The 25392-nt window shown below is 42.7% G+C and carries 17 protein-coding genes and 4 pseudogenes; 2 read left to right on the top strand and 19 right to left on the bottom strand.

What is annotated here, in order from left to right; translation table 11 throughout:
- Positions 1–284: 284 nt before the first annotated feature.
- The 6 genes and pseudogenes from galE to FZ952_RS08765 all read right to left on the bottom strand — a co-directional run.
- A pseudogene (gene galE / locus FZ952_RS08790) lies at positions 285–1046 on the bottom strand (UDP-glucose 4-epimerase GalE); the annotation flags it as partial.
- On the bottom strand, positions 1036–2298 hold the full coding sequence (gene pelF, locus FZ952_RS08785; RefSeq protein ID WP_148881393.1) for a GT4 family glycosyltransferase PelF: 1263 nt from the start codon (positions 2296–2298) through the stop codon (positions 1036–1038). The pseudogene galE and the gene pelF, both read right to left, overlap by 11 nt.
- Before the next feature lie 33 nt (positions 2299–2331).
- Positions 2332–4159 (bottom strand): annotated as a pseudogene (locus tag FZ952_RS08780) (DUF2194 domain-containing protein).
- Positions 4152–5069: a hypothetical protein gene (locus FZ952_RS08775; RefSeq protein ID WP_148881392.1), complete on the bottom strand. Its 918-nt coding sequence runs from the start codon at positions 5067–5069 to the stop codon at positions 4152–4154. Before FZ952_RS08775 ends, FZ952_RS08780 begins: the two are co-directional and overlap by 8 nt.
- Before the next feature lie 20 nt (positions 5070–5089).
- A complete protein-coding gene (locus FZ952_RS08770; protein WP_148881391.1) occupies positions 5090–5596 on the bottom strand; it encodes a hypothetical protein in 507 nt (168 codons plus the stop codon).
- 20 nt (positions 5597–5616) lie between these two features.
- A complete protein-coding gene (locus tag FZ952_RS08765) occupies positions 5617–7170 on the bottom strand; it encodes a hypothetical protein (RefSeq protein WP_148881390.1) in 1554 nt (517 codons plus the stop codon).
- A 142-nt stretch (positions 7171–7312) separates the two neighbouring features.
- Between FZ952_RS08765 and FZ952_RS08760 the strand changes: the two genes are divergently transcribed.
- Positions 7313–7720: a transposase gene (locus FZ952_RS08760; protein WP_262366352.1), complete on the top strand. Its 408-nt coding sequence runs from the start codon at positions 7313–7315 to the stop codon at positions 7718–7720.
- Between the two features lie 437 nt (positions 7721–8157).
- On the opposite strand, the gene FZ952_RS08755 is transcribed toward FZ952_RS08760, so the two are convergent.
- From FZ952_RS08755 to FZ952_RS08700, 12 genes and pseudogenes are all read right to left on the bottom strand, one after another.
- Positions 8158–9528: a DUF4832 domain-containing protein gene (locus FZ952_RS08755; RefSeq protein ID WP_148881389.1), complete on the bottom strand. Its 1371-nt coding sequence runs from the start codon at positions 9526–9528 to the stop codon at positions 8158–8160.
- Between the two features lie 415 nt (positions 9529–9943).
- Positions 9944–11380, bottom strand: a pseudogene (locus FZ952_RS08750) (ATP-binding cassette domain-containing protein).
- Positions 11341–12021 carry an energy-coupling factor transporter transmembrane component T gene (locus tag FZ952_RS08745; RefSeq protein WP_148881388.1) on the bottom strand — a complete coding sequence of 227 codons (681 nt, stop codon included), beginning with the start codon at positions 12019–12021 and terminating at the stop codon, positions 11341–11343. Before FZ952_RS08745 ends, FZ952_RS08750 begins: the two are co-directional and overlap by 40 nt.
- On the bottom strand, positions 12018–12611 hold the full coding sequence (locus FZ952_RS08740) for an MptD family putative ECF transporter S component (RefSeq protein WP_148881387.1): 594 nt from the start codon (positions 12609–12611) through the stop codon (positions 12018–12020). The genes FZ952_RS08745 and FZ952_RS08740 overlap by 4 nt, the downstream gene beginning before the upstream one ends.
- The gene (locus FZ952_RS08735) at positions 12612–14279 is read right to left on the bottom strand and encodes an amino acid ABC transporter ATP-binding/permease protein (protein ID WP_148881386.1); all 1668 of its coding nucleotides are present in this window, start codon (positions 14277–14279) and stop codon (positions 12612–12614) included.
- Positions 14269–16032: an ABC transporter ATP-binding protein/permease gene (locus FZ952_RS08730; RefSeq protein WP_148881385.1), complete on the bottom strand. Its 1764-nt coding sequence runs from the start codon at positions 16030–16032 to the stop codon at positions 14269–14271. Before FZ952_RS08730 ends, FZ952_RS08735 begins: the two co-directional genes overlap by 11 nt.
- A gap of 257 nt (positions 16033–16289) precedes the next feature.
- Positions 16290–16940, bottom strand: a complete 651-nt coding sequence (locus FZ952_RS08725) for a methionine ABC transporter permease (protein WP_410468293.1) — start codon at positions 16938–16940, stop codon at positions 16290–16292.
- 43 nt (positions 16941–16983) lie between these two features.
- Positions 16984–18048: a methionine ABC transporter ATP-binding protein gene (locus tag FZ952_RS08720; protein ID WP_148881383.1), complete on the bottom strand. Its 1065-nt coding sequence runs from the start codon at positions 18046–18048 to the stop codon at positions 16984–16986.
- The gene (locus tag FZ952_RS08715; protein WP_148881382.1) at positions 18038–19414 is read right to left on the bottom strand and encodes a M20/M25/M40 family metallo-hydrolase; all 1377 of its coding nucleotides are present in this window, start codon (positions 19412–19414) and stop codon (positions 18038–18040) included. The genes FZ952_RS08720 and FZ952_RS08715 overlap by 11 nt, the downstream gene beginning before the upstream one ends.
- Before the next feature lie 206 nt (positions 19415–19620).
- Positions 19621–20484, bottom strand: coding sequence for a MetQ/NlpA family ABC transporter substrate-binding protein (locus FZ952_RS08710; protein ID WP_148881381.1), 864 nt, complete (start codon positions 20482–20484; stop codon positions 19621–19623).
- Between the two features lie 86 nt (positions 20485–20570).
- Positions 20571–21404, bottom strand: a complete 834-nt coding sequence (locus FZ952_RS08705) for an amino acid ABC transporter substrate-binding protein (protein WP_148881380.1) — start codon at positions 21402–21404, stop codon at positions 20571–20573.
- 204 nt (positions 21405–21608) lie between these two features.
- Positions 21609–22745 carry an amidohydrolase gene (locus tag FZ952_RS08700; RefSeq protein ID WP_148881379.1) on the bottom strand — a complete coding sequence of 379 codons (1137 nt, stop codon included), beginning with the start codon at positions 22743–22745 and terminating at the stop codon, positions 21609–21611.
- Between the two features lie 62 nt (positions 22746–22807).
- Here FZ952_RS08700 and FZ952_RS08695 point away from each other — a divergent pair.
- Positions 22808–23785: pseudogene (locus FZ952_RS08695) on the top strand (ISL3 family transposase); the annotation flags it as partial.
- A 124-nt stretch (positions 23786–23909) separates the two neighbouring features.
- Here the strand turns inward: FZ952_RS08695 and FZ952_RS08690 are convergent.
- Positions 23910–25392 (bottom strand): Cna B-type domain-containing protein (locus FZ952_RS08690; protein WP_148881378.1); only part of this gene is annotated, 1483 nt, incomplete at its 5' end.

Below are 25392 nucleotides of genomic sequence, written 5' to 3'. Positions count from 1 at the left end.
ATCTTACCAAAATTAGGCTCTTTTTGCTATAGCTTCAGCCATAAAAATTTTTTATAAGAGAACATTTCCGAAAGATATAGCCTTCCAATTGCCAACTTCCCCCTAAAAGAAAGAACATCGTCTGCTATCCGGCCCAGTGATTCTCCGTCATAGGAGAACGACTGCCCTTTACTTTAAGACCTGCTCCTGGCTAAAGACAAATGTCGCACCTAGGATATGATATGCTGCTATTGCCAAAGCTTTTTAAACCACGTTTGTCCCACAGCTTTTGTCGATTTATCTACTCAATCGTGCAAACTGATTTGCCACTTCCAGGAATCCCGCATCATGTCTTCCAAGCTTTTTTCAGCTATCCAGCCCAGTTCTTTTCGAGCTCGACTGGCATCAGCAAAGCAAGTCGCAATGTCGCCAGAACGACGCGATGTGATACTATAGGGAACTATTACCTGATTGACCTTTTCAAAGACTTTAATCAGATCTAGCACACTATAGCCCTTACCTGTACCAAGATTATAAATTGCACTTCCTTGGCTTATTAGATTTTGTTTGAGGGCTAAGACATGGCCTTTTGCTAGGTCAACAACATGAATATAATCACGTACGCCTGTCCCGTCGGGTGTATCATAGTCATCACCAAACACCTTCACTTCCTTTAATTTTCCAGCCGCAACCTGTGTAATATAGGGAACTAGATTATTAGGAATTCCTGTTGGTGCTTCTCCAATCAAACCACTGGAATGAGCTCCTATGGGATTAAAGTAACGGAGAATGGTCACTGACCATTCTGGATCTGACTGCGCTATATCATTTAAGATTTGCTCGATCATCAGCTTGGTTTGTCCATAAGGATTGGTCGCTGATGTGGGTAAATCCTCTGTTAAAGGGGATTGATTATTCATGCCATAAACCGTAGCACTGGAACTAAAAACAATGTTTTTCACATGATGCTTGACCATTACTTCCAGCAAAGAAAGGGTACCAGAAATATTGTTATGGTAATATCTCAGAGGTTGCTCTACAGATTCCCCAACAGCCTTAAAAGCAGCAATAGGTAGGCGGAACACAATAACCAGCCCTTCCAAGTTTGTCCTCCTTGTTGCCTTCCAGCAATTCGCGACAACAGCCAACATCGGTTGTCACACAAGGGCGTCTGGCCGCCATTGATTCGATGACCGACAAGGGCTGGGCTTCTGAGATGCTGGTTAAAATGGTAAAATCCAGCTTCTCCATATAACGAATAACATCTACCTGACCAGTGAACACGACATTTTTTATGTCCAATTGTTTCATGAGCTGAAGGCATTCCTGATAGTAGCTTTCATCGCCTACAGCACCTAAAATATGCAGCCGTACCTTGGGTACCCTCTGTGATAACTCAAAAAAGACATAAAGCATGGTCTTGATATCCTTGATAGGAGCGATGCGGACAACGGCTCCAATATCAATCCAGCCATCTTCTTTTTTCAGAGGGATATTGGCAAAGCGATCGTAATGGATGCCATTCGAGATGACTTGGCATTTCTCAAGATCGCAGCCCACTTCTTCTTGGATGAATTTGGCCTTGGTGTAGAGACTGGTCACACGGACTGCCCGATCGTAAATGAGATTGGACAGCATATAAAAGAACTGTATCCAACGCTTTTTCATAGTCGGCAAGACCCAATCAGAACGTAGAATTTCTTCTTCCCGTTCGCGCGTGTAAATCCCATGTTCGGTCAAGAAGAGGGGCACCTGATAGAGATAACTGCCCAGACTAGCCAAGAGTCCCGCATAGCCTGTTGCGATGGAATGATAGATATCCGCCTTGGGCAGTTCTTGAGTCATCAGATAAAGCACCGGCAAGAGCATAGAACGCGTCGAATGGAAAAATTCCGCAAAAGCTTGATGGTGATGGTTTTCTGCAACGATTTCTGTCAGCAGATCTAAAAATACCTGACTCTGCAGAAATGCCAGCGGTTGGAGCTGACCGACATGGAAAAGTTCAAATAACACAGCCCAATCCGGAGACTGACAGGCAATGAGGTTTTTCAAAGCCCCTTTTTCCCTGTCGTTTAAACTCCTTGGCAGTTCTAGCTGAGCTTCGTCCAAATCAGTGATTCCATCTAGAAACATTTCCTTAATTTCGACTACATTTTCTGGTAGCTGATACTTAAATTTCCCGCGATCTTTTGAGTAGGCTCCTAGTGTAAGTAGTACAAACTCATGCTCGGTCATTTCTGTGATATACTGGTGCATCCATGAGGAAACGCCCCCATTGACATAGGGATAACACCCTTCTAAGATCAAACAAATTCTCACATTTTTTCCTTTCAATCCTTCAGAATGTGTAGCTTACTTGCGCTGAATGGTCACCTTGTCGCTGGTTGCATGAAGCAGATAGACATTTCCTGTCAGATGCTCTACTTGACCTCCTTTGACGGTTCCGATTTTCCCTTCATTTATCCGCACCATCAGGTAGGCTTCATCCACAAAGTTCCCTAGATGGAAAGTGAACTGATTATCCGCCACTTCCTTCCTGACGGTAATACCGGAATAGCGCTGAATGGCTCCGCCCATCTGAGATTCTGTCAGATTGCGAATGACGGGAGCTGTTTTATAGAGCCAGGCCATCTGTTTAGACAAATTGCTAAACATTTTTTCCCAACCCATCTTTGCCCCACGGTCCTCATCCAAAGGGTCATCTGGATGAATAAAATGATGACTGACATAGTGCATATTGAGCTCGGACACCATGGTCAGTTTGATGTAATCATCAATAATCGTTCCCGAACTGATTCGCGGCTCCTCAATGATGCCGTCTTCGGCAACCTCAAACTCCTGCTCGTATTCAAAATCCTTAGAGAAATAAGAGCTAGCAATGACTTTGATCTGTGGATATTTGGCAGCTACAAATTTTCTAGCTTCAGGAGAGAGGATATTTGATGGTGGAACATAGACTGATTTTTCAACGGTTGGGAAGAGATTATCCGTGAAGTCTATTAACTCGTTTAAAGAATTGGCAACGGCCTTGGTATCGGGCCAAACATGGTACTCAAACGCATCTCCGTAATCAACATTGGATAAACTATAAGGCTGGTGGTTGTAGCCATGATAGCCAATCTCTCCTCCCATTTGCAACAACATATTGCCAAAATAGGTAAAACGAGAGGTATCAGCTTGCCTTTCGACCTGGCCACTGGTGTCATTTTCATAGTTTTCGATGACTACACCTGTATATTTGAGACCGTATTTATCGGCCAGCTTAACCATGTTAGGCCACCAGATGTTGATATAAAAATCAGAAACACTCATCTGATAATCACGTGTGATATATTCCGCATTTCTGTTTGGGACAGGGGAAGGAAAGTCGTCCAGGGTAAAGGAGGAAGAATTGATGACAGGATAACCCCCTACATCACCCAACAAAGAGTAGGAGGCTGAATAAAAGCCACGCATAGCCTTGACATAGAGCCCAAAATTATCTACGACACATCCGTCCATATCCTAAGTTGTAGGTCCACACAAGCGGAACTTTAGCCTTATCTGCCGTTGTCATATACACTTGGGCCTTGTCATCCAATTCAACCGCCCAGGCTGATTCAAAGGCTTCATCAATTGTGTAACTTTGTCGATCTCCTATCATAAAACCTTTTTCAATATAGACTTTGTCCACAACAGCATAATCATAGGAAGAAGAAGTAATGCCTAGCTTATGCTCAATAATCGAGCTGATGTTGTCTTTCTGAAGAGTCATTGCAAACATGACATTACCGCCATTTTCCACCCATTCCATTAACTGCATTACTTTTTCTCCCAAGGGTTCCAAGTCAGGCGTTAAAACTGTAACAGATTGAAAAGCAGAATAATCAGGAAGTTCTTCTGTGGCAATGTCAACATAGGTTGTTCCCACCTTCATATCTTCAAAAATCTGTTTAAAATTATCAATCGCACTTGCGGAAGTCTGGTTTCTCGAATCATAAATCAGTAAATTCGTAACTGCAACCTCGGAAAGCGCAGCTTTTTTCGTTTTTATCTGTGAATTCTTCAAGTAGTACGACTGGTCATTTTTCGTCTGATAACGAATTCCATTTCTCTCAATGAACAGACCGACTGATATGAGTACAAGAACGATAAAAATAGTCCTTATACTTGTAAAACGAATCCTTTTCTTTTTAAACATTTTCTTCTCTTTCTTGCTGCCAAACCGCTAAGAATTCTCGATTTTTCGCAGACAGATAAATATGATTTTCCTTTAATTCATGGAAAAAATCGGACAATTCCTGCTGAGATTTCCAAGTCACAATCGCTTTCAGCCTCAGCATCCAGGTCTCCTCTTCTTCAGGAAAGAGCTGCTGCATCTGATTTAAGAGCTTTGAAAAGCGCTGCATATCTTGAAATTTTAGATACATTTCTCCCAACCTGACAAAACAAGACTTCTCCAGCATGATATTTTCTTTCTGCAGACGAGAAACCAACTCAGCATAGCGGTGTCGCAGTGTATTTTCATAATACCCCTCTGCCAACTGACTGTCCATGTACTGCTGTAGGAAGGAGATATAGGCTTTCTTTGCCTGCAGAGAGTCCGGATCTTGCCGCATCTTCTTTTCTAAGCTATGCAATTTTGTGTCATATTTAGCCGTTAATTCTGATAAAATTGTCGTGGCATAATGAACCACCTCAATATCATCATTCAAACGGGCTTGGTGTAGCAAGGGAACAAATTGATCCGGTTTTTCAAAGATAAGGTCAATAATTAAGGCGCGTTTGATACTGGCATGATTCAGCAGCAAGGCTTCCTGAAAAGGAATGATTTCCTTGACTTCCATATCTGTTGCACCTTTTGTATCCATCTCCCCATCAAAAGCTTCATCTGACAGCCAGGGAATGACTTCTTCAAAACTCAGTTCCTGCCTTGATTCTGCCTTAGCGTTTTCTAAGTTGATAGCCAACACTGTAATGACTCCCAAAACTGGAAACATGCAGAGAAGCACTAGCAAAAAAGGATTCAAAAACAGTTTACCTTTCTTTTCTTCCTTCAAAACCAAGAAAACAATGAGCAAATGCAAAAATAAAAAAATAGGTATCAGCATGTAAAACATACTCCTCTTCTTTAAGACAAATCCTGTGAAAACTGGATGATTTCAATGGTTTCCTCAAGATTTTGAATCCCTACGATTTCTACTCCACGCTGAGTCAAATATTCGCGCCAGTCCAATAAAGACTCGGCTGCACGGGCATTGTATAAGAGATAATAATCGTCACGGATCAGACCTATGGTGACAAACATGGACCATTTTGAGACCAAAAGCTGGACAAGGGCAGAAGGCAAGTTGTCAGCTACTGCTAGGTGTAAAATCTGAGCATTAAAATAAGGACTGTCCATTTCTTTTATCTGTAGCAATTTGCGATAAAAATCACTTTCGCTCAAAACAAGCTCTGACTGCCGGCCATTATTTTCTAGCAAGCGATGATTTGTTAACTGCTGCTGGTAACTGCGATTAGCAAGGCCCATCAAAACTTTAAAGAGGTTTTTATGGTATAGATTTAATCGCTCCGCAGAAACATCCTCAATGAAGATACAGTAGTTCCTGTTACCGTTTGCTGTTAAAGCTGACATGTACATAGGATAAGCTTTTCTTAAATGCTGATTGACCAGATACCTTCTTCTTCGATATGGGTAAAAATGGCAGCTACTTTATCCATGTCTCCCGGTTGAGCAGGTGAAACAGCCAATGAAAATTGCAGTTTATCCAGCCGACCTTGCTGCACAGAATAAATCGAAATCGACTCTGTTTGGAAGATTTCTGACAGATACTGCAGTAGACGCACGACAAAGATATCCAAATAAGGCGTATCCAAGTGCTCCAAGAAGCGATAGATTTTCCCATAGCTATCCTGCCGTCCCAAAATCTGATAGGACAACTCCGCCTTTTCTGTCAGCAAGTCATCTATATAATACTTTTCCGCTTCCAGCTGCTGACGCAGATCCGTATTTTCAGACTTCAAGGAAGCAAACTCATCTTGCCCCTTCTCTTTGACATAGCCACTAATCATGGCAGAAATGAAGTAAACCATGTAGGGAATCCAATTGGATGGTTCAAAGAAAAGAGTAGACAAATTACTGGATCCGCTAATAACATTTTGAGTAAGGAGGCCAACGGTTGCCAAGACAGCTGCCAGCAAGCCCATTTTTGTCCCGAGGATAAAAGCCGTTGCCATGATAAAAAATAGACGATAATCAACTGTTTTAAAGTAAACCTGCTGTCCCAAGGTATAAGAAAGAACTTCACTCATAGCAAACAGCAAGAAAAATTGAAGGAAGCGGCCATAGATATTCTGAGAATGAAGGAGCATCAGTAGCTGCCGCCACCTGGGTAGGTCCTTCTTTTCCTGGGTCTGGTAGACAAAATCTTCCAGATCATCTAAAATCGTAACTTTCGGGAACCAGCCATAGTGCTCTCTCAAAGAAGTATCCGCCACCTGCAATTCCCTGATGGGCAAAGCATCAGAAAAGATATCAGCCCCAGCCAAATCTAGTTTTGAGAACAACTCAGCATAGGTGATATGAAATGAATCCGAAATCAAAAGACATTCAAATTCATCATCCCAGCAGTCTAGTACACGATAACAGAGCACCAGTAAATCTTTGGGATAGATATAATAAGCTCTTTGATTCGGATTCACTTTGAAATCAACTGCTTTCCCATGCTTGAGCTTGGAAAGCAGCTGTCCAAGACTATCCTCTTCATCTAAAAGATTATACAGGTGCAGTGAATGAATAATTTTAAAAGAAAAGTGATAGGTCCTCGCATAATACTGACAAAGTTCCTCCGCACTGGACAGGATAATCCGCCGACTGCTATCATTCTGATAATGGCGATCCGGTCCCGTTACATAAAGGAAACGAAGAGAAGCGGACGCTTTGAGATTATCCAAAATCCTTCTTAGCTGATACATTTCAGTGTTCATTTCAGAAATAGCATTTAGAGAAGCTGAAAAATAGATAATCTGATTAATATCGTATGTTCTAAAAAGGAGCTGCAAGTCCGTCGAATCATCCAATGGAAGGTGTCTAATCTTCTTTAAAGGCTTGGCCAGATTGCCCAGTATAAACAAGCGCTCCTCAGGAAAAGCCTCTAACAGACTTTCTTCGGAAAAATAATTTAGGTCTCCTGTTAATAACAGTGTCATTTTTTACTCCAATTTGACTCTGTAGAAAATTTTATCAGAACATTATAACAAACTGATTTCAATAATAAAATAATTTACCAAATTAAAATTATAATATTTTCTACTCATTGTATTTTTTTGACATTTTGTATATTTTCAATACATGACACACATATATATGTGTGACAAGGAGGATAGCTATACACATCCTGATGGCTGGTGCTATCGTTTTCATCATATCAAACATCAGAAAACACAGACGGACTTTCAACAGGAAATCAAGGTTTACTACGCTGATGAACCTAAATCAGCCCCTCAAAAGGGACTATATATCAACGAACGTTATCAACACTTAAAAGCTAAAGAATGCCAAGCGCTTTTATCTCCCGAAGGTAGACAGATTTTCAATCAACGTAAGATTGATGTGGAACCTGTCTTTGGGCAGATAAAGGCTTATTTGGGTTACAAGAGATGTAACCTAAGAGGCAAGCGTCAGGTGAAAATTGACATGGGTTTAGTGCTCATGGCCAATAATCTCCTTAAATACAATAAGAGAACGGTTCAAATTTAAAAAGCTAGAGTTCCATAATTGGGAATCTCTAGCTTTTTTGTGACTGAGAACTATTTTGTCTCAGACTCTCTATGTTAATTTAAACTACATATCGAATTGATCACAAGATTTGTGACTGATATCGTTGCATTCAATTCCGAATAAGAATTTGTTAAAAATAGAAGTTGAATGAGTTTTATTAGCGTTTTTATAATCTTTGTTTCTCTCCTCATTCCATGCAATATTGTCGTTTTTTCTACAACTGTAGTTCGTAATATATTCTACACTTGTCGTTTTTAAAAATCAAGAAAAAAATGACGTACTGCTATCGAAAAATGAGCAGAACTCCTCTGATGTCCAAAAAAAATCTATTTTGACGGTGTTAAATATCCTTGATGAACTCCAGTTCTACCTTCGTCGATTTATCTCGTCTAAAATAGATTCTCTTTCAGTATTAGTCAACCTGCATCCCAATTTTTTGTGAATAAGATGAGCCGCTTCTGATTTTCTTGACCAGCGACGGCAAAGTGAATAGCATTCTCTCCTGTCATGGGATCGACAATTCCGACAGAAATTTGATACTTTTGCCACACTGCTTCTGCTGATTTTAGCTTTGAAAGATTGACAGCAACCGTTACCTGCTCGCCTGGAAGGACCTTTGGCAGCTCAATCGGCAGTTCTGTCTTTTCAATCTCTGTCCCCGAATTATCTTGCACATATACATAGACTTTCCAGTTTTTATAAAAAGGGGCAACACCGGCATTTTCCCAAGTAGTAATCAGTTTTATAGCGCCCCCATATCTTTGAAGCTTTGCAGACGAAATCCACAAACGATAACCCATATGTTGCAAAAGCTTGTCATATCCCTTTTTATCCCCATCAACTGCCTCAGCAATTTTAGGACCTAAAAAGCTTGTATGAGAGGTCTTTACCAAATCAACTGTCTGCTGCAAATCAGAAACCAAGAGTTGCTCCATAGACAGACTGCTGGTCAATTCTCCGCCGATTGGCGCTGTTTTCCAACTGTCAGGCATGGCTGTCAGAGATTTTTCATTTGTTTGGTCGTAGATTCCACCTAGCTTTATCCAGTCCAACCATTCCTGCGTGCTTGCTGCATCACCAGCCATATCATTGTAAATACCGAAACCATATTTTTTCGCTGTCGAGAAGGGGCGTCGCATCAAGAAACTGGCTTCTGGAAAAGCCGTCAGCCAAGGCGTCACATATTGCTCTCGGATGCTGTCATTTGGCAGTGGACGGATTCCAGCCTCCAGATTAACATGCCATTCTCCCCAATGCCCCAATCCTCCCAGCTCAATATAGCTGATAAAACTGTCTTGCCCCCAGCGTTCTCCCAATGCTTTAACAGCTTTTTGATAGTAGCTGACTAACTTTTTATCATGATAATTTGGAGAAAAGCCTTTGCCATATGATGAATCGTACCAGTCACCTGGATCCGCTAATTCATCATAGAGCCAGTCTGGAATATCCTTATGCTGCTTTTCCCCAGGATAATCCAGCACAAAACGCAGCACAAAATGCTTGCCTTCTGCTCGCCATTTTTTAAACTGGTTTGCCTTTTCAATAGCATCCCATCTATAAATGCCTTTCTCAGGCTCCAACTCTCTCCAAGTAACCTCAACATATAGCAGGCTGATGTCATCTGAAAGATCTGATTCTTGCGCAGAAGGTGCATAGCCCATCAAAGGATTCCCAACAGCTGCTGCTGAATAAGAAAACGTCCTCCTATCTACAGAACGATGGATAGAGAGGGCAATAGCTACCATTAAAAATAAGAATACAACAGCAAAAATCACTTTTTTCTTCATTCTCCTGCCTTTCAAAAAAAATCACTCCTGGCTTAGTGTAAGTATTCAGCCTAGCTTTTATTACGTCGTTAGCGAGGCTGGGCAAAACTCAGACAATCAAAGATTTTTAGCTCCCTCAATCCTGTATTTCTAGGTTCAGGTTGAGAAGTTTTCCCAAAGCTAAGGAAAATACTGGCTTCAACAGCCCTGTGGGAGTGTAAAAGGTTGCAAATAGAGCAAACAAGATTGACCTCAGCTTGACCTACTGTTGCTGCTTCCCATCGGACGCTTTATTTCCAAGCTCAAAACTAAACTTTAAGCTACCAAACATGCCCTGTTCTTGAGATGACAAGTGTCCTTAATATCTCAATGTTTAACCTCTTAATTTTACCAAAAATAAGACCCTTTCGCTATAGAAAAAGTCTTATTGGATGAATTATTCTGAAAATATCTGCTTCTGCTCATCGGTCAATTCGAGCAGCTGATCCGCTGTCAGATTCAGCAATTCCTCGTCATGAGAGATGAGGATAACAATCCTGCCAGCCCTTTTTAAATCTTGTAAGACTTCCGCGACTGCTCGCATTTGGCGATAGTCCAGACCCGAACTTGGCTCATCAAAAATGAAAATCTCCTTATCAGACAAGATCTGGCTAGCAATCAATAAGCGCTGCTGTTCTCCGCCTGACAGAGTCATCGGATGGCTCTCTTCCATCCCCGCCAGACCCAGCTGAGATAAGATTTCTGCCCGCTCTTCCGGTGAGCTGTGATTCCCCAATTTCAGCTCATTTTCGACACTATCCGCAAAAAGCTGGAGCTGCACTACTTGCATGACCAAAGCTGTTTTTTGCAGACGGTCTTTTGCAGACAAGGCTGAACCATTGAGCTCATAGCGGGTATCATCATCGTCTAAAAGACCAGCTAGATAGGCAGCTAAGGTAGATTTACCAGCTCCGTTCGGTCCTATAATTGCCGTAATCTGACCAGTCGGAAAACTAAATCTGGGGATAAAAGATAGATTTTGAGTACCAGCTCTTAGCTGTAAATTTTCAACTGTCAGTCCATCAGAGAAGGGGAAACCAGTTGCTGCCTTGAATTCTGGCAAACGAATACTTCTCAGACTAAGAGCACACCTTTCCTGATCCGACAAGCCCAGAAACTCTGCTTGAGAAAAGATACGCTGCAACCGCCCCTGATCAAAATAGAGATAACTATCAGCAAAATCTCGCAGATAATCCAGCCTATGCTCGGCCACCAAGATAGTCTTGCCCTGGGCCTTCAAGTCTATTAGGTGCTCTCTCACTTGCTCAATTCCCCGCCGATCCAGATTGGCCGTCGGTTCATCCAAGACCATAATCGGAGTGTCCTGCATGATAGCTGTCAATAAGGCTACACGCTGCTGTTCTCCTCCTGACAGGCTAAATAAATCCCGCTCCAGATAGCCTTCCAAAGCAAAGTCCTGAGTCAGCCTACTCAATTGTGCCAAAATCTGCTGGCTCGGCTTCCCCTGATTCTCACTAGGAAAGACCAACTCATGCTTGACCATTTTGTGGAAAAATTGATTGGCTGGATTTTGAAAGACCGAGGCTACCGCCACAGATAAATCTTCGACCGATTGCTGACCTGCTTCCAGATCTGCAACTCACAGTTTTCCGTTTAGATCACCTCTATAGTAATCCGGAATCAAGCCATTTAAGAGATGCAGGAAAGTTGACTTGCCGCTGCCACTGACCCCACAGAGCACTGTCAAACTCCCTTTAGGAAGCTGTAAGCGGTCTACTTGCAGACTGTCTGCTCTGCTATTCTCATAAGAAAAAGTCAAAGAATCTGCAGCAATCAAGGGTGAATCATCCAAACTAGCATACCTAGCATCCATAGGCAAATACTCCAATCTAACAGTCTGAAGCGAGAAACAAAGGTTTCTGTGCTACCTCTTTTTAGGGCTAATCCCTTGGTCAGAGAGGCTATAGTCAAGTCCTGTACCGTCCGCAAGAGAGACATTAGAAGCGGAACAATCATATACTCAAAATAGCGAACAGGATGCAGGAAGATGCTTCGTTTTTGTAGAAACATCCCTCTTAGCCGCAAACTACGGCTGACCATTTTGACATCTGCCTTAATCGCTGGTAAAAATCGTAGCATTACAGCTAAAGTCAAGAGTAGACTCTCTGCCAAGTACCATTTTCTGAGTCCATGTATCATATCGTAGGCGCTGGAGGTTGTCAAAAGCAAGCTTCCAGCCATGATAGAGGGCAACATAAAACGCCCAGCTGTCGCAATCGTTGTCAGCATACGAATGGGCAGAAACGGCAGCAAATCCAGTAAAAAAGTATCAACTGCCAACAAGAGCAGATAGATACTCAGATAATAGAGGGACATTTTCTTTTTATCCACAAGAGCAGTGATTAGAGCCAGCCCTAAAACTAGCACAGTTTCAGGCCAGCCCGTAACTCTAAGCAGAAAAGCCAGATTAGCAAATAAGACCAGCAGAACCTTGCTACGGACGTCTAATTTCATGAAGCCATCCCTGCTTTAACAAAGTGTTTCTTCACTAGATACTGACCAAAAAGTCCACCAACTAGAGCACCGACAGCAACCATTCCAACAAAACCAGCTATCGTTGGGAAGTCTACAGGCAGCAGAATCCGATTGATATATTCCTCTGTCTTTCCACGCGCTATCAAGCTATCAATATAGGTCTGACGCGCCAGCCACATGAAAATAATGGGGCCTGAATTAGCAAAAGAGAAGACAACAAACGACAGGAGGCTCAGGGATTTATTTTCATACCTCCCCAATCCCGCAACCCAATCCGCCAAAAGTCCAAAAACCAGACCCGGCAGAAAAGCGATAAAGAAATGGCCCGAAAGGAGGAAAAAGGCTCCCATCACCATCCCCAAGAGACTGATTGCCCCAAATTTTTTAATCTTGCTTTGCAGAAGCATATAGACTGTTCCTCCAAAAACTGCAGCGAAAGCTGGAGCGAACATCATATTGCCAGAGCGATCAAAAAAGCTTCCAACAAGTACGCCTAGCCCGACGCAGAGAATGTAGAGGGCAGCAAAAGCTCCCGTCAGCATAATATCTTTGACTTTTAATTTTTTCATTTATCTAATCCTTTTTAACTGAGAAGGTGTTAGTTCATAAACCTCATCCGCAAAAGCTACTGTTGACAAGCGATGGGAGATCAGAAATACCATCCCTTGGCATTCTTCCTTAACAATGGAGAGAAAAGCTGCTTCATTGAGGGAGTCTAGGTTGCTGGTTGGCTCATCAAAAATATAGCAATTTGCTTTCTTGAGCAGGGCTCGCATGAGTTCCAACCGCTGACGCTCCCCAGCAGAAAAATCCCTTTCTCCATCAACAATCGTATCCAATCCCTCAGGCAAACCTTCCAAGCGCTCTTTGATCCGACATTTTGCTGCCAAGTCCCAAATTGCTTCATCGCTGATGTCGGATTTCCCCAAAAGCAGATTTTCCCGCAAAGACTGATGAAAGAGCTGAGCAGTTTGAGGCACATAGGCAAAGGAAGCTTGCAAATGCTGGCGGCCAATATCTCGTGAATCCTGACCAGTGAAGACAATCCTGCCAGCTTGTGGGTCATACCAACGCATGAGCAGTTTCATCAAAGTAGATTTCCCGCAACCACTAGATCCGACCAAGCCGATAATTTTTCCTTTTTCAAAATGAGCTGAAAGGTGCTCGAAAATTGGAACATTGCGATTGTCATAAGCAAAATGTATATCTTCCGTCGAAATCTGCTCTAAGCTGACGGTTGATGCTTGCCCAGTCTGAGTAGGCTCTTTTTCATCCAAAAGACCAAAGACATTGCTGCCCGCATTCATGGCTCTTTTAAAACCAAGGGGCAAACGCCCCAGTTCCAAAAAGGGAGCAAAAGAGCTAGAGAAAGCAACCAAAGCTAGGACAGCCCTTTCTAGAAGCAGATGCCTCTCCTGAACCTGATAGAGAGCAGTAAGGGCAAAAAGCATGACCGCCATACCCACGACTAAAAATGTTAGAGCCTGTTGAAGAAATTGTTTTTGTGCAATCTGGCGCTCTAACTGATTGACCTGCTGACTTTTTTGAGATAAAAACTTAAAGCGTTCCTGAACTTTGCCAAACTGGACCAAATCCCCCATAGCCTTCAAGCTCTCCAAAAAGAAGGAAATATAAGATGTGCGTCTTTGATGTTGCTCCTGCAGAAAATGCTCTAAGTCAAGAGCAAATTTCCGAGGCAGAGCCACAGCTAGCAGAAAGTAAGTCGCTAGAGCTATCAGAGTAAACCAAAGAGAAAAGCCAGCAAAATATGTCGCTATTAAAAGAGCTGATAAGATACCTGTACAAATCGGAGCCAGCGTATGAGCAAAGAAGATTTCTAAGGCCTCGATATCCTCTCCAATCATTTTGAGCAGTTTCCCCCTGTCCTGCCGATCCAGTTTTGCCGGTGCCAACCGACGAAGCTTGGCAAAAATTAGCTTCCGCAGATCCGCCAAGGAATGAAATGCCACATAATGACCAAAATAATGCTCTCCATAGCGGAAGAGCCCTCTGGCTAAAGCCAATCCTATCAAGACTAGCACGTACCAAGCAGACGGCGCCTGATTCTTAAGAGCAGAAAAGCCCAAAATGATCAACAAACTTGGAATTGCCAGCGTTGTGACAAAACCCAGCACTGCAAAAAGCACAGCCAACCCAATAAAGGGGACCAAATGCCTCATGACCTGCAAGAGTCGAGTGAGGATTTCACGTGTTGGATAAATTCTTTTATTTCCCATTTGTCAATTCCTCCAATTCTTTCTGCGTGTCAACTAGCTGATGGTATTCCTTATTATTGGCATATAAGTCTTCTGGCCGTCCTAAAGCAAGGTTTCCCTTTCCTAAAAAGAGTACTTCCGATGCTTTCCCCACTTGCTTCATTTTATGAGTGATTTCGATAACCAGAGCTTCTTGAGCCAATAAATCCAGCAGTTCGTAGATGAGAGACTCATTTTCCTGATCCACATTGGAAGTGATCTCATCAAAAATATAAAGAGAACGTTTGGCTAACATGGCCCGTACACAAATAAGCTGCTGACGCTGTCCAGGCGACAGTTGATTCCCATTTTCCCCCACTGGAGTAGCCAGTCCCTGAGGCAGTTTATCAATAAAGGATAGTAGTTTTTTTTCAGCCAGCCAAGTTTCAATCTCTGACTGAGACAAGTCCGTTGCTAACTGCAAATTTTCTAAAATGCTGCTATTCAGGAGAGTACTATTTGATGATACATACATGACTTGTGGATAAAGAGACTGCTGCGATATGCCTTCTAGAGACTTAGAACCAAAGAAAATATTGCCCGAACTCGCTCGGAGTTTTCCCAACAACAGCTTAGCCAAGGTCGTCTTTCCTCGACCACTCTCACCTGCAATAGCAAAAACCTGTCCGCGACTAAGCTCAAAAGACAGATTTTTAAATAGGAACTGGCCGTCAAAGCCGAATGTCAGCTTGTCCACTCTAAGTCGGTCAAAGGCTGGCAGCTCCACAGCAGACTCCTGAGGTCTTTTTTCTACCGAATCGAGAAAACTGAAAATCCGATCTGCCATTTGGGTCGTCATCATGACCAGATGCATCCCATATCCTGCCTCACGAATCGGTGCGAAAAATTCAGTCGCTATCAACACAAAGAAAATCATGGTAAAGAGCGATAAGTTTCCCGCAGCCAACATACCTGCTGCAACAAAGCCAGAAATCCCAATCCCCAAATACATGACTGCATCCATATAGCCAACAGACTGCAACTGAAAACCCAAAAGCTCCATCGTTGCATCACGAAAATCCTCTGCCTGTTCAGCAAACTCTCGCTCATATTTACCATCTGCCTGATAAGAATAAAGCGTATTGAGTCCTTGCAGATCATCTAAAAATAGATTCCCCACATCCATATAAGAAGCCCAATAGCGAGCCATGATCCTGCGCGAACGTTTCTGCATCAGCATGATGGAAACAGGTATGAAAGGCAAAGATAGGATAAAAATCAGGCCTCCCAAAGGAAAAAGAAAGAAAACAATGATTAGTACTGTCAGACAATTAAAATAAGTTCGCAAATTGAGCGATAAGTAGTAGGAATAGTAAGTATCTAAGCTGTCAATCCCTTGCGAAGCCACTGTTAAAATATCCGCAGCTGTCCGGCCGTCCTTAAATTCCCCATCCTTGTCTATAAAAGCCTGAAAAAAAGCTGCTTTAAGTCTGTCTCTGGCAAATTGCGAAGCCAATCCTTGATAGCGTTTAGCCAAAAGAGAGATGGCAAAGCCTAGTCCGTTGAAAAACACCAGCCAGCAAAACACCTGAGGAAGAGAGATGACAATCCCATCATACAAGTCAGCCAAAACTTTCGCAATCAAGGCAAAACTCAGAATCCGCATCAAAAACTGCCCCCAAGACAAAAAAGCTGACAAATAGACCAGTTTCAGCTTGGGTCGAATTTGTTCTTTTAAGCGCCCTGTCAGTTCTTTCCTTCGCGCCCTAGAAATTTTTTCTTTTTGTTGTGTCATGTTTCCCCCTGATAGAAGTCTTCATTCATTTTAGTCAGTTGCAAATAAAATTCTTGATACAAGTTACCTTCCACTCCCATAGTCTAGAAAGACAACCTGCCTAATTGAAGCAAATTACAGAATAGATTAAGCAACTATCCTACTTTTATTTACCTGCATTTAATCATTATAGCATTCTGGAAAAAGAATGTAAATTAAATTTTCAGACTTTTTAATCTATTATGATGGCAAAAAAGACTTCCAAATGGAAGTCTTGTCTAGCGATGACTGATTTTTCTAGTTAGGAAATCTCCTAAAAACTGGATAAAGAAAATGAGGAGCAAGAGCAAAACAGTTGCTAAAATGGTCACGTCTTGATTGAAACGCTGATAACCATAGGCAATCGCTACATTTCCAAGACCGCCTGCACCAATCGCTCCTGCCATGGCTGTTTCACCGACTAGCGAGATTAAGGTCACTGTTGTCACCCGAATCAAATCTGGTAAGCCCTCGCGTAGATAAACCCCGATAATATCCCATGAGTTGGCACCAACTGCCTGCGCCGCTTCAATCACACCGCGGTCTAATTCAGATAGAACCACCTGTACCTGACGGGCAAAGAAAGGAAAGACTGCCAGAGATAAAGGCACCAGAGCTGCTGTTGGCCCAATCCCTGTCCCCACAATCATCCGTGTAAAAGGATTAATCAAAGCTAGGAGAATGATAAAAGGAATCGCCCGAAAGATGGACGTTACCTTGTCCAAGATGAAAAAGGCTGTTTTATTTTCTAAAATGCCACCCGGCGCTGTCAATACAAGGAAAAGTCCAGCCACCAAGCCTAGAATCCCACCAATCAGAAAGGAAATAATTGTCATATAAAAGGTCAGATAAATCGCTGTTCCCCAGCCAGCCTGACCCGACCAGCCCATTTTATAGACATTGGGCAAAAATGTTTTAATAAAGTCTATCAATCTAAATTCCTCCCTTAAGCACCTTTAATTCTACGCCAGCAGCTTGTAAATTGCTCTGAACTGCCGCAAGATTTTCAGTATTTCCTGATAAAATAACTACCATCTCCCCGACAGGTACATGGTCTAAAATCTCAATATTGGCGTGTAAAATATTGGCCGACACCTGATACTGCTTGTATATATCATTGATAATGGCTGTATCTGTCACCGTACCGGAATATTTCAAATGCGCCAAAACCGAATCTGCCGGCAGATTTTGGACAATCTTCTGCTGATTGATTTTAACCATCGCTTCAGTGATGCCTGTTGCCGTGGTGATAAAATCTTTGGTCAATTCGTTCTGCGGATTGGTAAAAATATCCAAGACCGAGCCTTCCTCGATCAATTTCCCGTTCTGCATAACAGCCACACGATTGGCAATATCTTTGACAATCTGCATTTCATGCGTGATGAGTACAATCGTCAGCCCCAACTTTTGGTTCAAATCCTGAAGCAAGGCCAAAATTTGCTTAGTTGTTTTAGGATCCAGAGCCGAAGTCGCTTCATCTGAAATCAAGATTTTCGGGTCATTGGCCAAGGCTCTAGCAATCGCCACACGCTGCTTCTGCCCGCCAGATAGTTGAGACGGATAATTATCCGCTCGATCTTCCAGACCTACCAATTCTAAAAGCCTGTGAACCTTCTCCTCTTTTTCAGTAGCAGACAGGGAGGAGTGCTTCAAGGCAAATGCGACATTTTCCTTGGCTGTCATCTGGGCCATCAAATTAAAATGCTGGAAAATCATCCCAATATCTTTTCGCTTTTCCCGCAGTTGAGCCGCATTCAGCTGGACACTGCCCTTATCATACAGCACTGTCCCATCAACGGTAATTTTCCCGTCGGATGGTTTCTGTAATAAATTGATAACCCGCACCAGAGTGGACTTTCCAGCACCGGAATAACCTACGATACCATAAATATCTCCCTGATTAATGTGGATGGTCACATCTTCAACCGCTTTGATGACACGATTTTTCTGAGTGAAAGTGACATCAATGTGGTCTAATTTGATAATTTCATTGCTCATAACTTCTGATTAACTCCTTGATTAATTCAATATGGGTATAATAATCGGCAATCTTGACATTTTCATCGCCACCATGATCCCGACTGTTGGCATTTCCCAAGCCAAAGGCAGCCATCGGAACTTCCAAAGCCTCAAAGACTGTATGCATGGGTCCTGTTCCTGCCGAGGTTGGAAGCACCGAGATGCCTTCTGGATAAAAATCCTTGGCCAGTTCAATTACATTCAGGATAGATGGAGCACTCATATCGCTACGATAGCTCATTTCTCCCAGTGTATAGGTTAATTCTACCTTATCATAGCCATTTTTGTCCAGTTGCTTGCGAATCTTGTCCAAGACATCACGGGGCTCTAAGCCTGGCACCAAGCGCACTTCCATCTTGGCAGATGCATGTGCTGGTAGGATGGTTTTAACCCCCTGTCCCTGATAGCCCGAACCAAAACCTTCAATGTTAATGGCTGGCTCAAAATAGAAGCGACGGAGAAATTCCTGCCTTTCCTCCTTCAAGACTGGAAGCTGGAGGCCGTAGATTTCCTTCAATTCTTCTGGTGTCTTCAAAGCATACTGGGCAATCAAAGCCAGCTCTCGCTCATTGGGCTCCTGTACTTGCTCATAAATGCCCTCAACTAAAATTCGACCGTCAGCACTTCGTAGGCTGGAAATGGCATTCATCAAATACCAAGAAGCAGAATTGATAACACCGCCGTAGCTAGAATGAATATCGACTTCTGCACTGTGAACAGACATATCAAAGGTGACAATGCCCTTATTCCCACCAGAAATTTCCAACTGGCCTAGATTATTACGCGTGCCCTGCTCCCAGACCAGCAAATCTGCTCCCCGCAAACGTTTCTTATGCTTGGCCAGGTATTTATCCAAGTCTGTCGAAGCTGACTCCTCTGCTCCCTCCATCATAAAGATGATGTTGACTGGCAGAGAACCATGCTCTCGGATATACTTGCGCACCGCTGTCAAACGGGCAGTAATGTGCCCCTTATCATCATCGACCCCGCGGCCGTACATGACACCATATTGAACCGACAGAGTAAAGGGATCGTTGGTCCAAGGCTGGTCATTATCAGCTGGCACCGTATCATAGTGGTTATAGAAAATGATGGTCTTGGCCTCAGGATTGTCTGACTGAAACTCTGCCAATACAAAGGGAGCCGTGTAGCTATCATCAATCATCACTTTAGCACCCGCAGCAGTGAAAATTTCTCCCAGATAGGCAGCTACCTCCTTGAGCCCAATTTGCTGGGCAAAGATAGACTTTTTAGAAATCAAGGTCCGCAACACCTCAAAATAGTGTTGGGCTACCTCATCATTTTCAAACTTTTTAATTTGTTCACTCTCAGTTGAGAAAGGCATGTATAACTCCTACTAATCGCATTTGTCTAAAGATTATCCGCTATGATTTAGTAAAGAGCAAAGACTGACCGTCCTGTAAGCCCATGGCTCTGCTTTTAAAAATGGCCAAATCATCTCTGCCGATAAAAACTCTAACTAATAGCAGATAAAGGGCTGGAGAAATCCATTCCCCGCCCTTTCTATCTTCAATTATTTTCTATAAAATCTTACCAAACTGGTTGATCCATACCGTCTGAAGACTCTTCAATGACTTTTTTGACTTCGTCAGTCTGATAAGCCTTGATAATTTTCTTGATAGCATCTGCCTTGTCAGATTTTTCCCAGTCTTTCTTAGCAGCAATCAGGTTGTACCAAAGTTTAGAGTTTTCATCAGTCTGTTCTTTGTAAAGAGCGCTCTTGTAGTCAATACCAGCTTCGCGAACGAAGGTATTATTGACAACCGCTGCATCTACAGAAGTAAGAGAAGCTGCTGTTTGAGAAGCATCCAATTCAGAAATTTTCAAGTTTTTCTTGTTTTCTTTGATATTGGCAACAGTCGCAAGCTCAGTCGAATCCACATCCAACTTAATCAAACCAGCTGCTTGAAGAAGGTTCAAGGCACGGCTTTCGTTTGTCGCATCATTTGGCACAGCAATGCTGCCGTTTTCTGGAATGTCTTTCACATCAGTATATTTATTTTTGCCATCTTTGGTACCAGAGTAAAGACGAATTGGTGCGATATAAGTATCCGCTACAGAAACCAAATCTGCATTGTTCTCTTTATTCCAGTTTTGCAGGTAGTAGTAATGCTGGAAGGCGTTGATATCCACATCACCATCACGAACCGCTTGGTTAGGTTGAGAATAGTCTGTAAATTGAGTAAAGTTTAATTTAACTCCCGCTTTATCCTTATCAAGGATTTCCTGAACCTTGTTCCAACGCGCTTCTTCTGTATCGCTGAGGCTCATCACCCCGACTTTTACAGTCACTGTGCTATCGTCACCTTGTGATGTTGAAGACGAGCAAGCTGCCAAACCAAATGCTGCAGCAGCGAAAAGTGCTGTTGCGCCAAACCATTTTTTCAATTTCATAAGAAAATCTCCTTAATATATATTTTTTATTGATGATGAATGAAAGGAACCAATCTCTTATACCTCACGGAAGAGAGAATCGTTACTTATTTGATATCCTTGGCATCTGGCAAATAGGTGCCCCCAAAGAATTCTTTTGATAATTTTTCAAGCGTCCCATCCTCATAGAGTTCCTTGATTCGTTTGTTCACGAAGGTTTGGAGCTCTTCCTGTCCGGAGGCAAGGAGCGGATAGACATAGGGCTGTTGGTCACTTGGAAGTTCGATCACTTCAACATTATCCAGGCCTTGTTCTTTAATAATCGTATCCACCGTGATACGCTCAAAGATCTTGTAGTCTGAGCGGCCGTCGTTCAGATTGGCTAGAATCTGCTGAATCGTTCCATCTGTATAATTGATGGTTGTCGGATTAGCACTGTGCTCTTCATTGTACTTTTCCAGCTGTTTGGCTGTTGAAGTACCTTGAACAACTTCAGTAGACTTGCCACCGATATCATCTAGCGACTTGATGTTCACCCCTTTACGAACCACCAAGACCGTTGGGTTTTTGGCGTATGGATTGGTATAAAGGTATTTGCCAGCACGTTCTTCAGAATAACTGATATTATTGGCACCGATTTGGTAACGATCACTGTCCAAACCAGAAAAAATGGAAGCCCATTTGGTCTTATTGAAGTTGACTTCGTACTTGTCTGAATCTTTAAAGATTTCCCGAAGTACTTCAATTTCGTAACCTGTCAGTTTCCCGTCCTTATCTTCATAAGAGAAGGGCTTGGTCGTTCCAACCGTTCCTACTTCGACCGTCGTTTTCTTTGAAGCACTGTCATTACTTGATGAGGATGAGCAAGCCACCAGCAAGCCCAACGCAAGACTTCCTACCGCTGCTGTGGCAGTATGTTTCAATAGTTTTTTAATATTCATATTCCTATTTTCTCCTAAAAGCTTGATTCTATCATACCAGATTTAGAAAATCTTGACCATTATATGTTTTTTATCAGGGCGATAGATTTTCTTTATCACTGATTCGATAGTTCAAACTATTTTCAGGCGATAGAAATCCTGCTTTTCTATAATAACAAAAGAAAGTGACCTTGCCTAGTTCTTATTTTCTATAGAAGACTATAGTTATTTCTTATAGTGCTGAAGGAGAAAAAGGGCGTTTTCGACATAGTAAGGAACAGAGACCTGAAAGGCTGTATCGTCAATCGTCATGCTATCATGGTGCAGGTCAGGTGCATCTGCTGCACCATTTGAGCCGATAAAAGCAAAAACACCAGGAATTTTTTCTTGATAAAAGGCAAAGTCTTCTCCAGCAGAAGACGGCTGGGCAGGCAATAGCTCCCCAATATTCTGGGAGTTTTCAAAAACAAGCTCGGCCAATTCTGGATCATTGTAGGTCACTGGCGGAGTCTGATCCCAGACAATAGTGACCTTAGCACCGAAGTTCTCCGCAGTATGCTCCACAATACGGATAAAATCTGCTTTCAAACGCTTTTGCAACTCAGGACTAAAACAACGAATGGTTCCTTCAAAGAAGCCATTTTGCGGCAGGACATTCCAAGTCGCCCCAGCTTCAATATGAGTCACAGACAAAACAACTGGCTCAAAGGGCGAGACAGTCCGAGAAACCAGAGCTTGGAGATTTTGAATCATGCTGGTCAGAGTCAGAACCGTATCCACTCCCAAATCCGGTCGAGCCGCGTGGCTGCTGACTCCTTCAACAATTACCTTAAACTTTTCCACACCTGCCATCATGGCTCCCGACTTCAAGGCCATTTGCCCAGATTTTAACTGGGGCATATTGTGAAAACCGATAATCGCAACCACATCATCCAGCAAACCCGTAGCCAGAACTTGACTGGCTCCTTGAGAGGTTTCCTCGGCTGGCTGAAAAATCAGCCGAATGGTTCCCTGTAAATCTTCTTCCATAGCCTTGAGCAACTCCGCTGCCCCTAAAAGACTGGTCTGATGGAAATCATGACCGCAGGCATGCATAACACCTGGATGCAGACTGGCATAAGGCAGACCTGTCTGCTCTAAAATAGGCAGGGCATCAATATCTGCTCGAAGGGCGATCACTGGCTCTCCCTGACCGATTTCGGCAATCAAGCCCGTTTCTAAACCAGAGTCCAAGATTTTAATCCCCAACTCTCTCAAATAACGACTTAGAAAAGCCGTCGTTTCATACTCTTGCCCAGACAACTCCGGATGCTGATGAAGATAATGACGCGTTTTTATTAATTTATCATAGAACTGTTTCATAAGCATTCCTCCACAGACAGATTTTGTCAATAAGTATAACATATTTTCCGCTATTACCATAGTCCTTAGTCAAGAAGAATCACCAAATCGCAACCATCGTCAACCAGAAAATTGCTCAAAAACTAATTGACAAAGTCCCTATGACAGCTATCGCTGAAAACTTGGCTGTCTCTACTTCCACCGTCATTCGTAAATTGAAAGAATTCAAGTTCAAGACTGACCTTAGCTACCTTCCAGAACACATGAGCTGGGATGAATACAGCTTCAAGAAAGGAAAGATGAGCTTCATTGCACAGGATTTTGATTCCAGAAAAATCGTAGCTATCTTAGATGGACGGACCCAAGCAACGATTCGCAATCACTTTCTGCGCTATTCCAGACAGGTCCGAACCGGCGTTAAAGTCATTACCATGGACATGTTTAGTCCCTACTATGACTTGGCTAGACAACTTTTTCCATGCGCTAAAATCGTCCTCGATCGCTTTCACATTGTGCAACATCTCAGCCGGGCTATGAGTCGTGTTCGTGTTCAAATCATGAATCAATTGGATCGAAAATCGCATGAATACAAAGCATTGAAACGCTACTGGAAACTGATTCAACAAGATAGCCGTAAACTCAGCGATAAACGCTTTTATCGTCCGACTTTTCGCATGCACTTGACAAATCAAGAGATTCTTGAAAAGCTACTCCCTTACTCTCAAGAACTCAGAGAACACTATGACCTCTACCAACTCTTGCTTTTTCATTTTCAAGAGAAACAAGCTGACCATTTCTTTGGACTCATTGAAGAATCAATTTCTTGTATAAATCCTATCTTTCAGACTGTTTTTAAAACCTTTCTCAAGGACAAAGATAAAATTATCAACGCTATGGAATTACCCTATTCTAACGCAAAACCGTAGGCTACTAACAACCTTATCAAGGTCATCAAGCGCAACGCTTTTGGTTTTAGGAACTTTGACAACTTCAAAAAACGCATTCTCATCACTTTGAATATCAAAAAGGAGAGAACCAATTCGGTCCTCTCCAGATGTTAGCTGACATCAACCCACTACAGTTGACAAAGAGCCTTTAGTTCTCCCTTGCGACTATAAACTTATAAAATTTATTCAAGTAAGTTAACTCAATGACTTCTAAGCACTATACTTTACAGTAGTGTAGTTATTCCTTATTTCTACTATACTTGATTTTACGTCTATATTCTATGAACATCAGTAATACTCCTGAGGTTAACATTATCCATGCATATTGGGATATGCTACTTCCATCTCCCGTTTTAGGTAATGGCTTGTTATTACTTTTATTTGGTGCCCCTGGTTTATTAGATCCTGGATCATTCGGTGTTGGTGTAGAAGGTTTTGTTGGAGTCTTTTCTTGGTTGGTGAGCGTGAAGCCATCTTGCATGCTTCCTTCGTAACTGACTCCATACCATTTTCCTGCAAGTTGAATGGTATTTGAACTTTCTCCAACTTCTTTGATGCTATACTCATGGTTTGCGCCACCGAGTATCGCTGAGACTGGTAATGCCTCAAATGTAACTGTCCAATTGTTGGCTTGGGTCAACTCTTTTACAGTACCGGTTGCGGCTCCGTCTTTGTATAATTCTACTGTGACGCTGTCCACAGGTGCTGCTGTCTTGTTGCCGTCTGATCCTTTCCACTCTTTTGTTACTTTTACATCTCGGGTCGGTGGGATCATTGGGGTCCATGGAGTCTTTTCTTGGTTGGTGAGCGTGAAGCCATCTTGCATGCTTCCTTCGTAACTGACTCCATACCATTTTCCTGCAAGTTGAATGGTGTTTGAACTTTCTCCAACTTCCTTGATGCTATACTCATGGTTTGCGCCGCCGAGTATCGCTGAGACTGGCAATTGCTCAAAGGTAACTGTCCAATTGTTGGCTTGGGTCAACTCTTTTACAGTACCGGTTGCGGCTCCGTCTTTGTATAATTCTACTTTGACGCTGTCCACAGGTGCTGCTGTCTTGTTGCCGTCTGATCCTTTCCAGTCTTTTGTTACTTTGACAGCTCTGGTTGGTGGGATCATCGGGGTCCATGGAGTCTTTTCTTGGTTGGTGAGCGTGAAGCCATCTTGCATGCTTCCTTCGTAACTGACTCCATACCATTTTCCTGCAAGTTGAATGGTATTTGAACTTTCTCCAACTTCTTTGATGCTATACTCATGGTTTGCGCCACCGAGTATCGCTGAGACTGGTAATGCCTCAAATGTAACTGTCCAATTGTTGGCTTGGGTCAACTCTTTTACAGTACCGGTTGCGGCTCCGTCTTTGTATAATTCTACTGTGACGCTGTCCACAGGTGCTGCTGTCTTGTTGCCGTCTGATCCTTTCCACTCTTTTGTTACTTTGACATCTCGGGTCGGTGGGATCATTGGGGTCCATGCAGTCTTTTCTTGGTTGGTGAGCGTGAAGCCATCTTGCATGCTTCCTTCGTAACTGACTCCATACCATTTTCCTGCAAGTTGAATGGTGTTTGAACTTTCTCCAACTTCCTTGATGCTATACTCATGGTTTGCGCCGCCGAGTGTCGCAGAGACTGGCAATTGCTCAAAGGTAACTGTCCAATTATTGGCTTGGGTCAGCTCTTTTACAGTACCGGTGGCTATTCCGTCTTTGTATAATTCTACT

The sequence above is a fragment of the Streptococcus sp. Marseille-P7376 genome (assembly GCF_902460385.1).
GTDB lineage: Bacteria > Bacillota > Bacilli > Lactobacillales > Streptococcaceae > Streptococcus > Streptococcus sinensis.
Note: the sequence above shows the minus strand (reverse complement) of the source record. Positions and strands in the feature narration are given on the sequence as shown.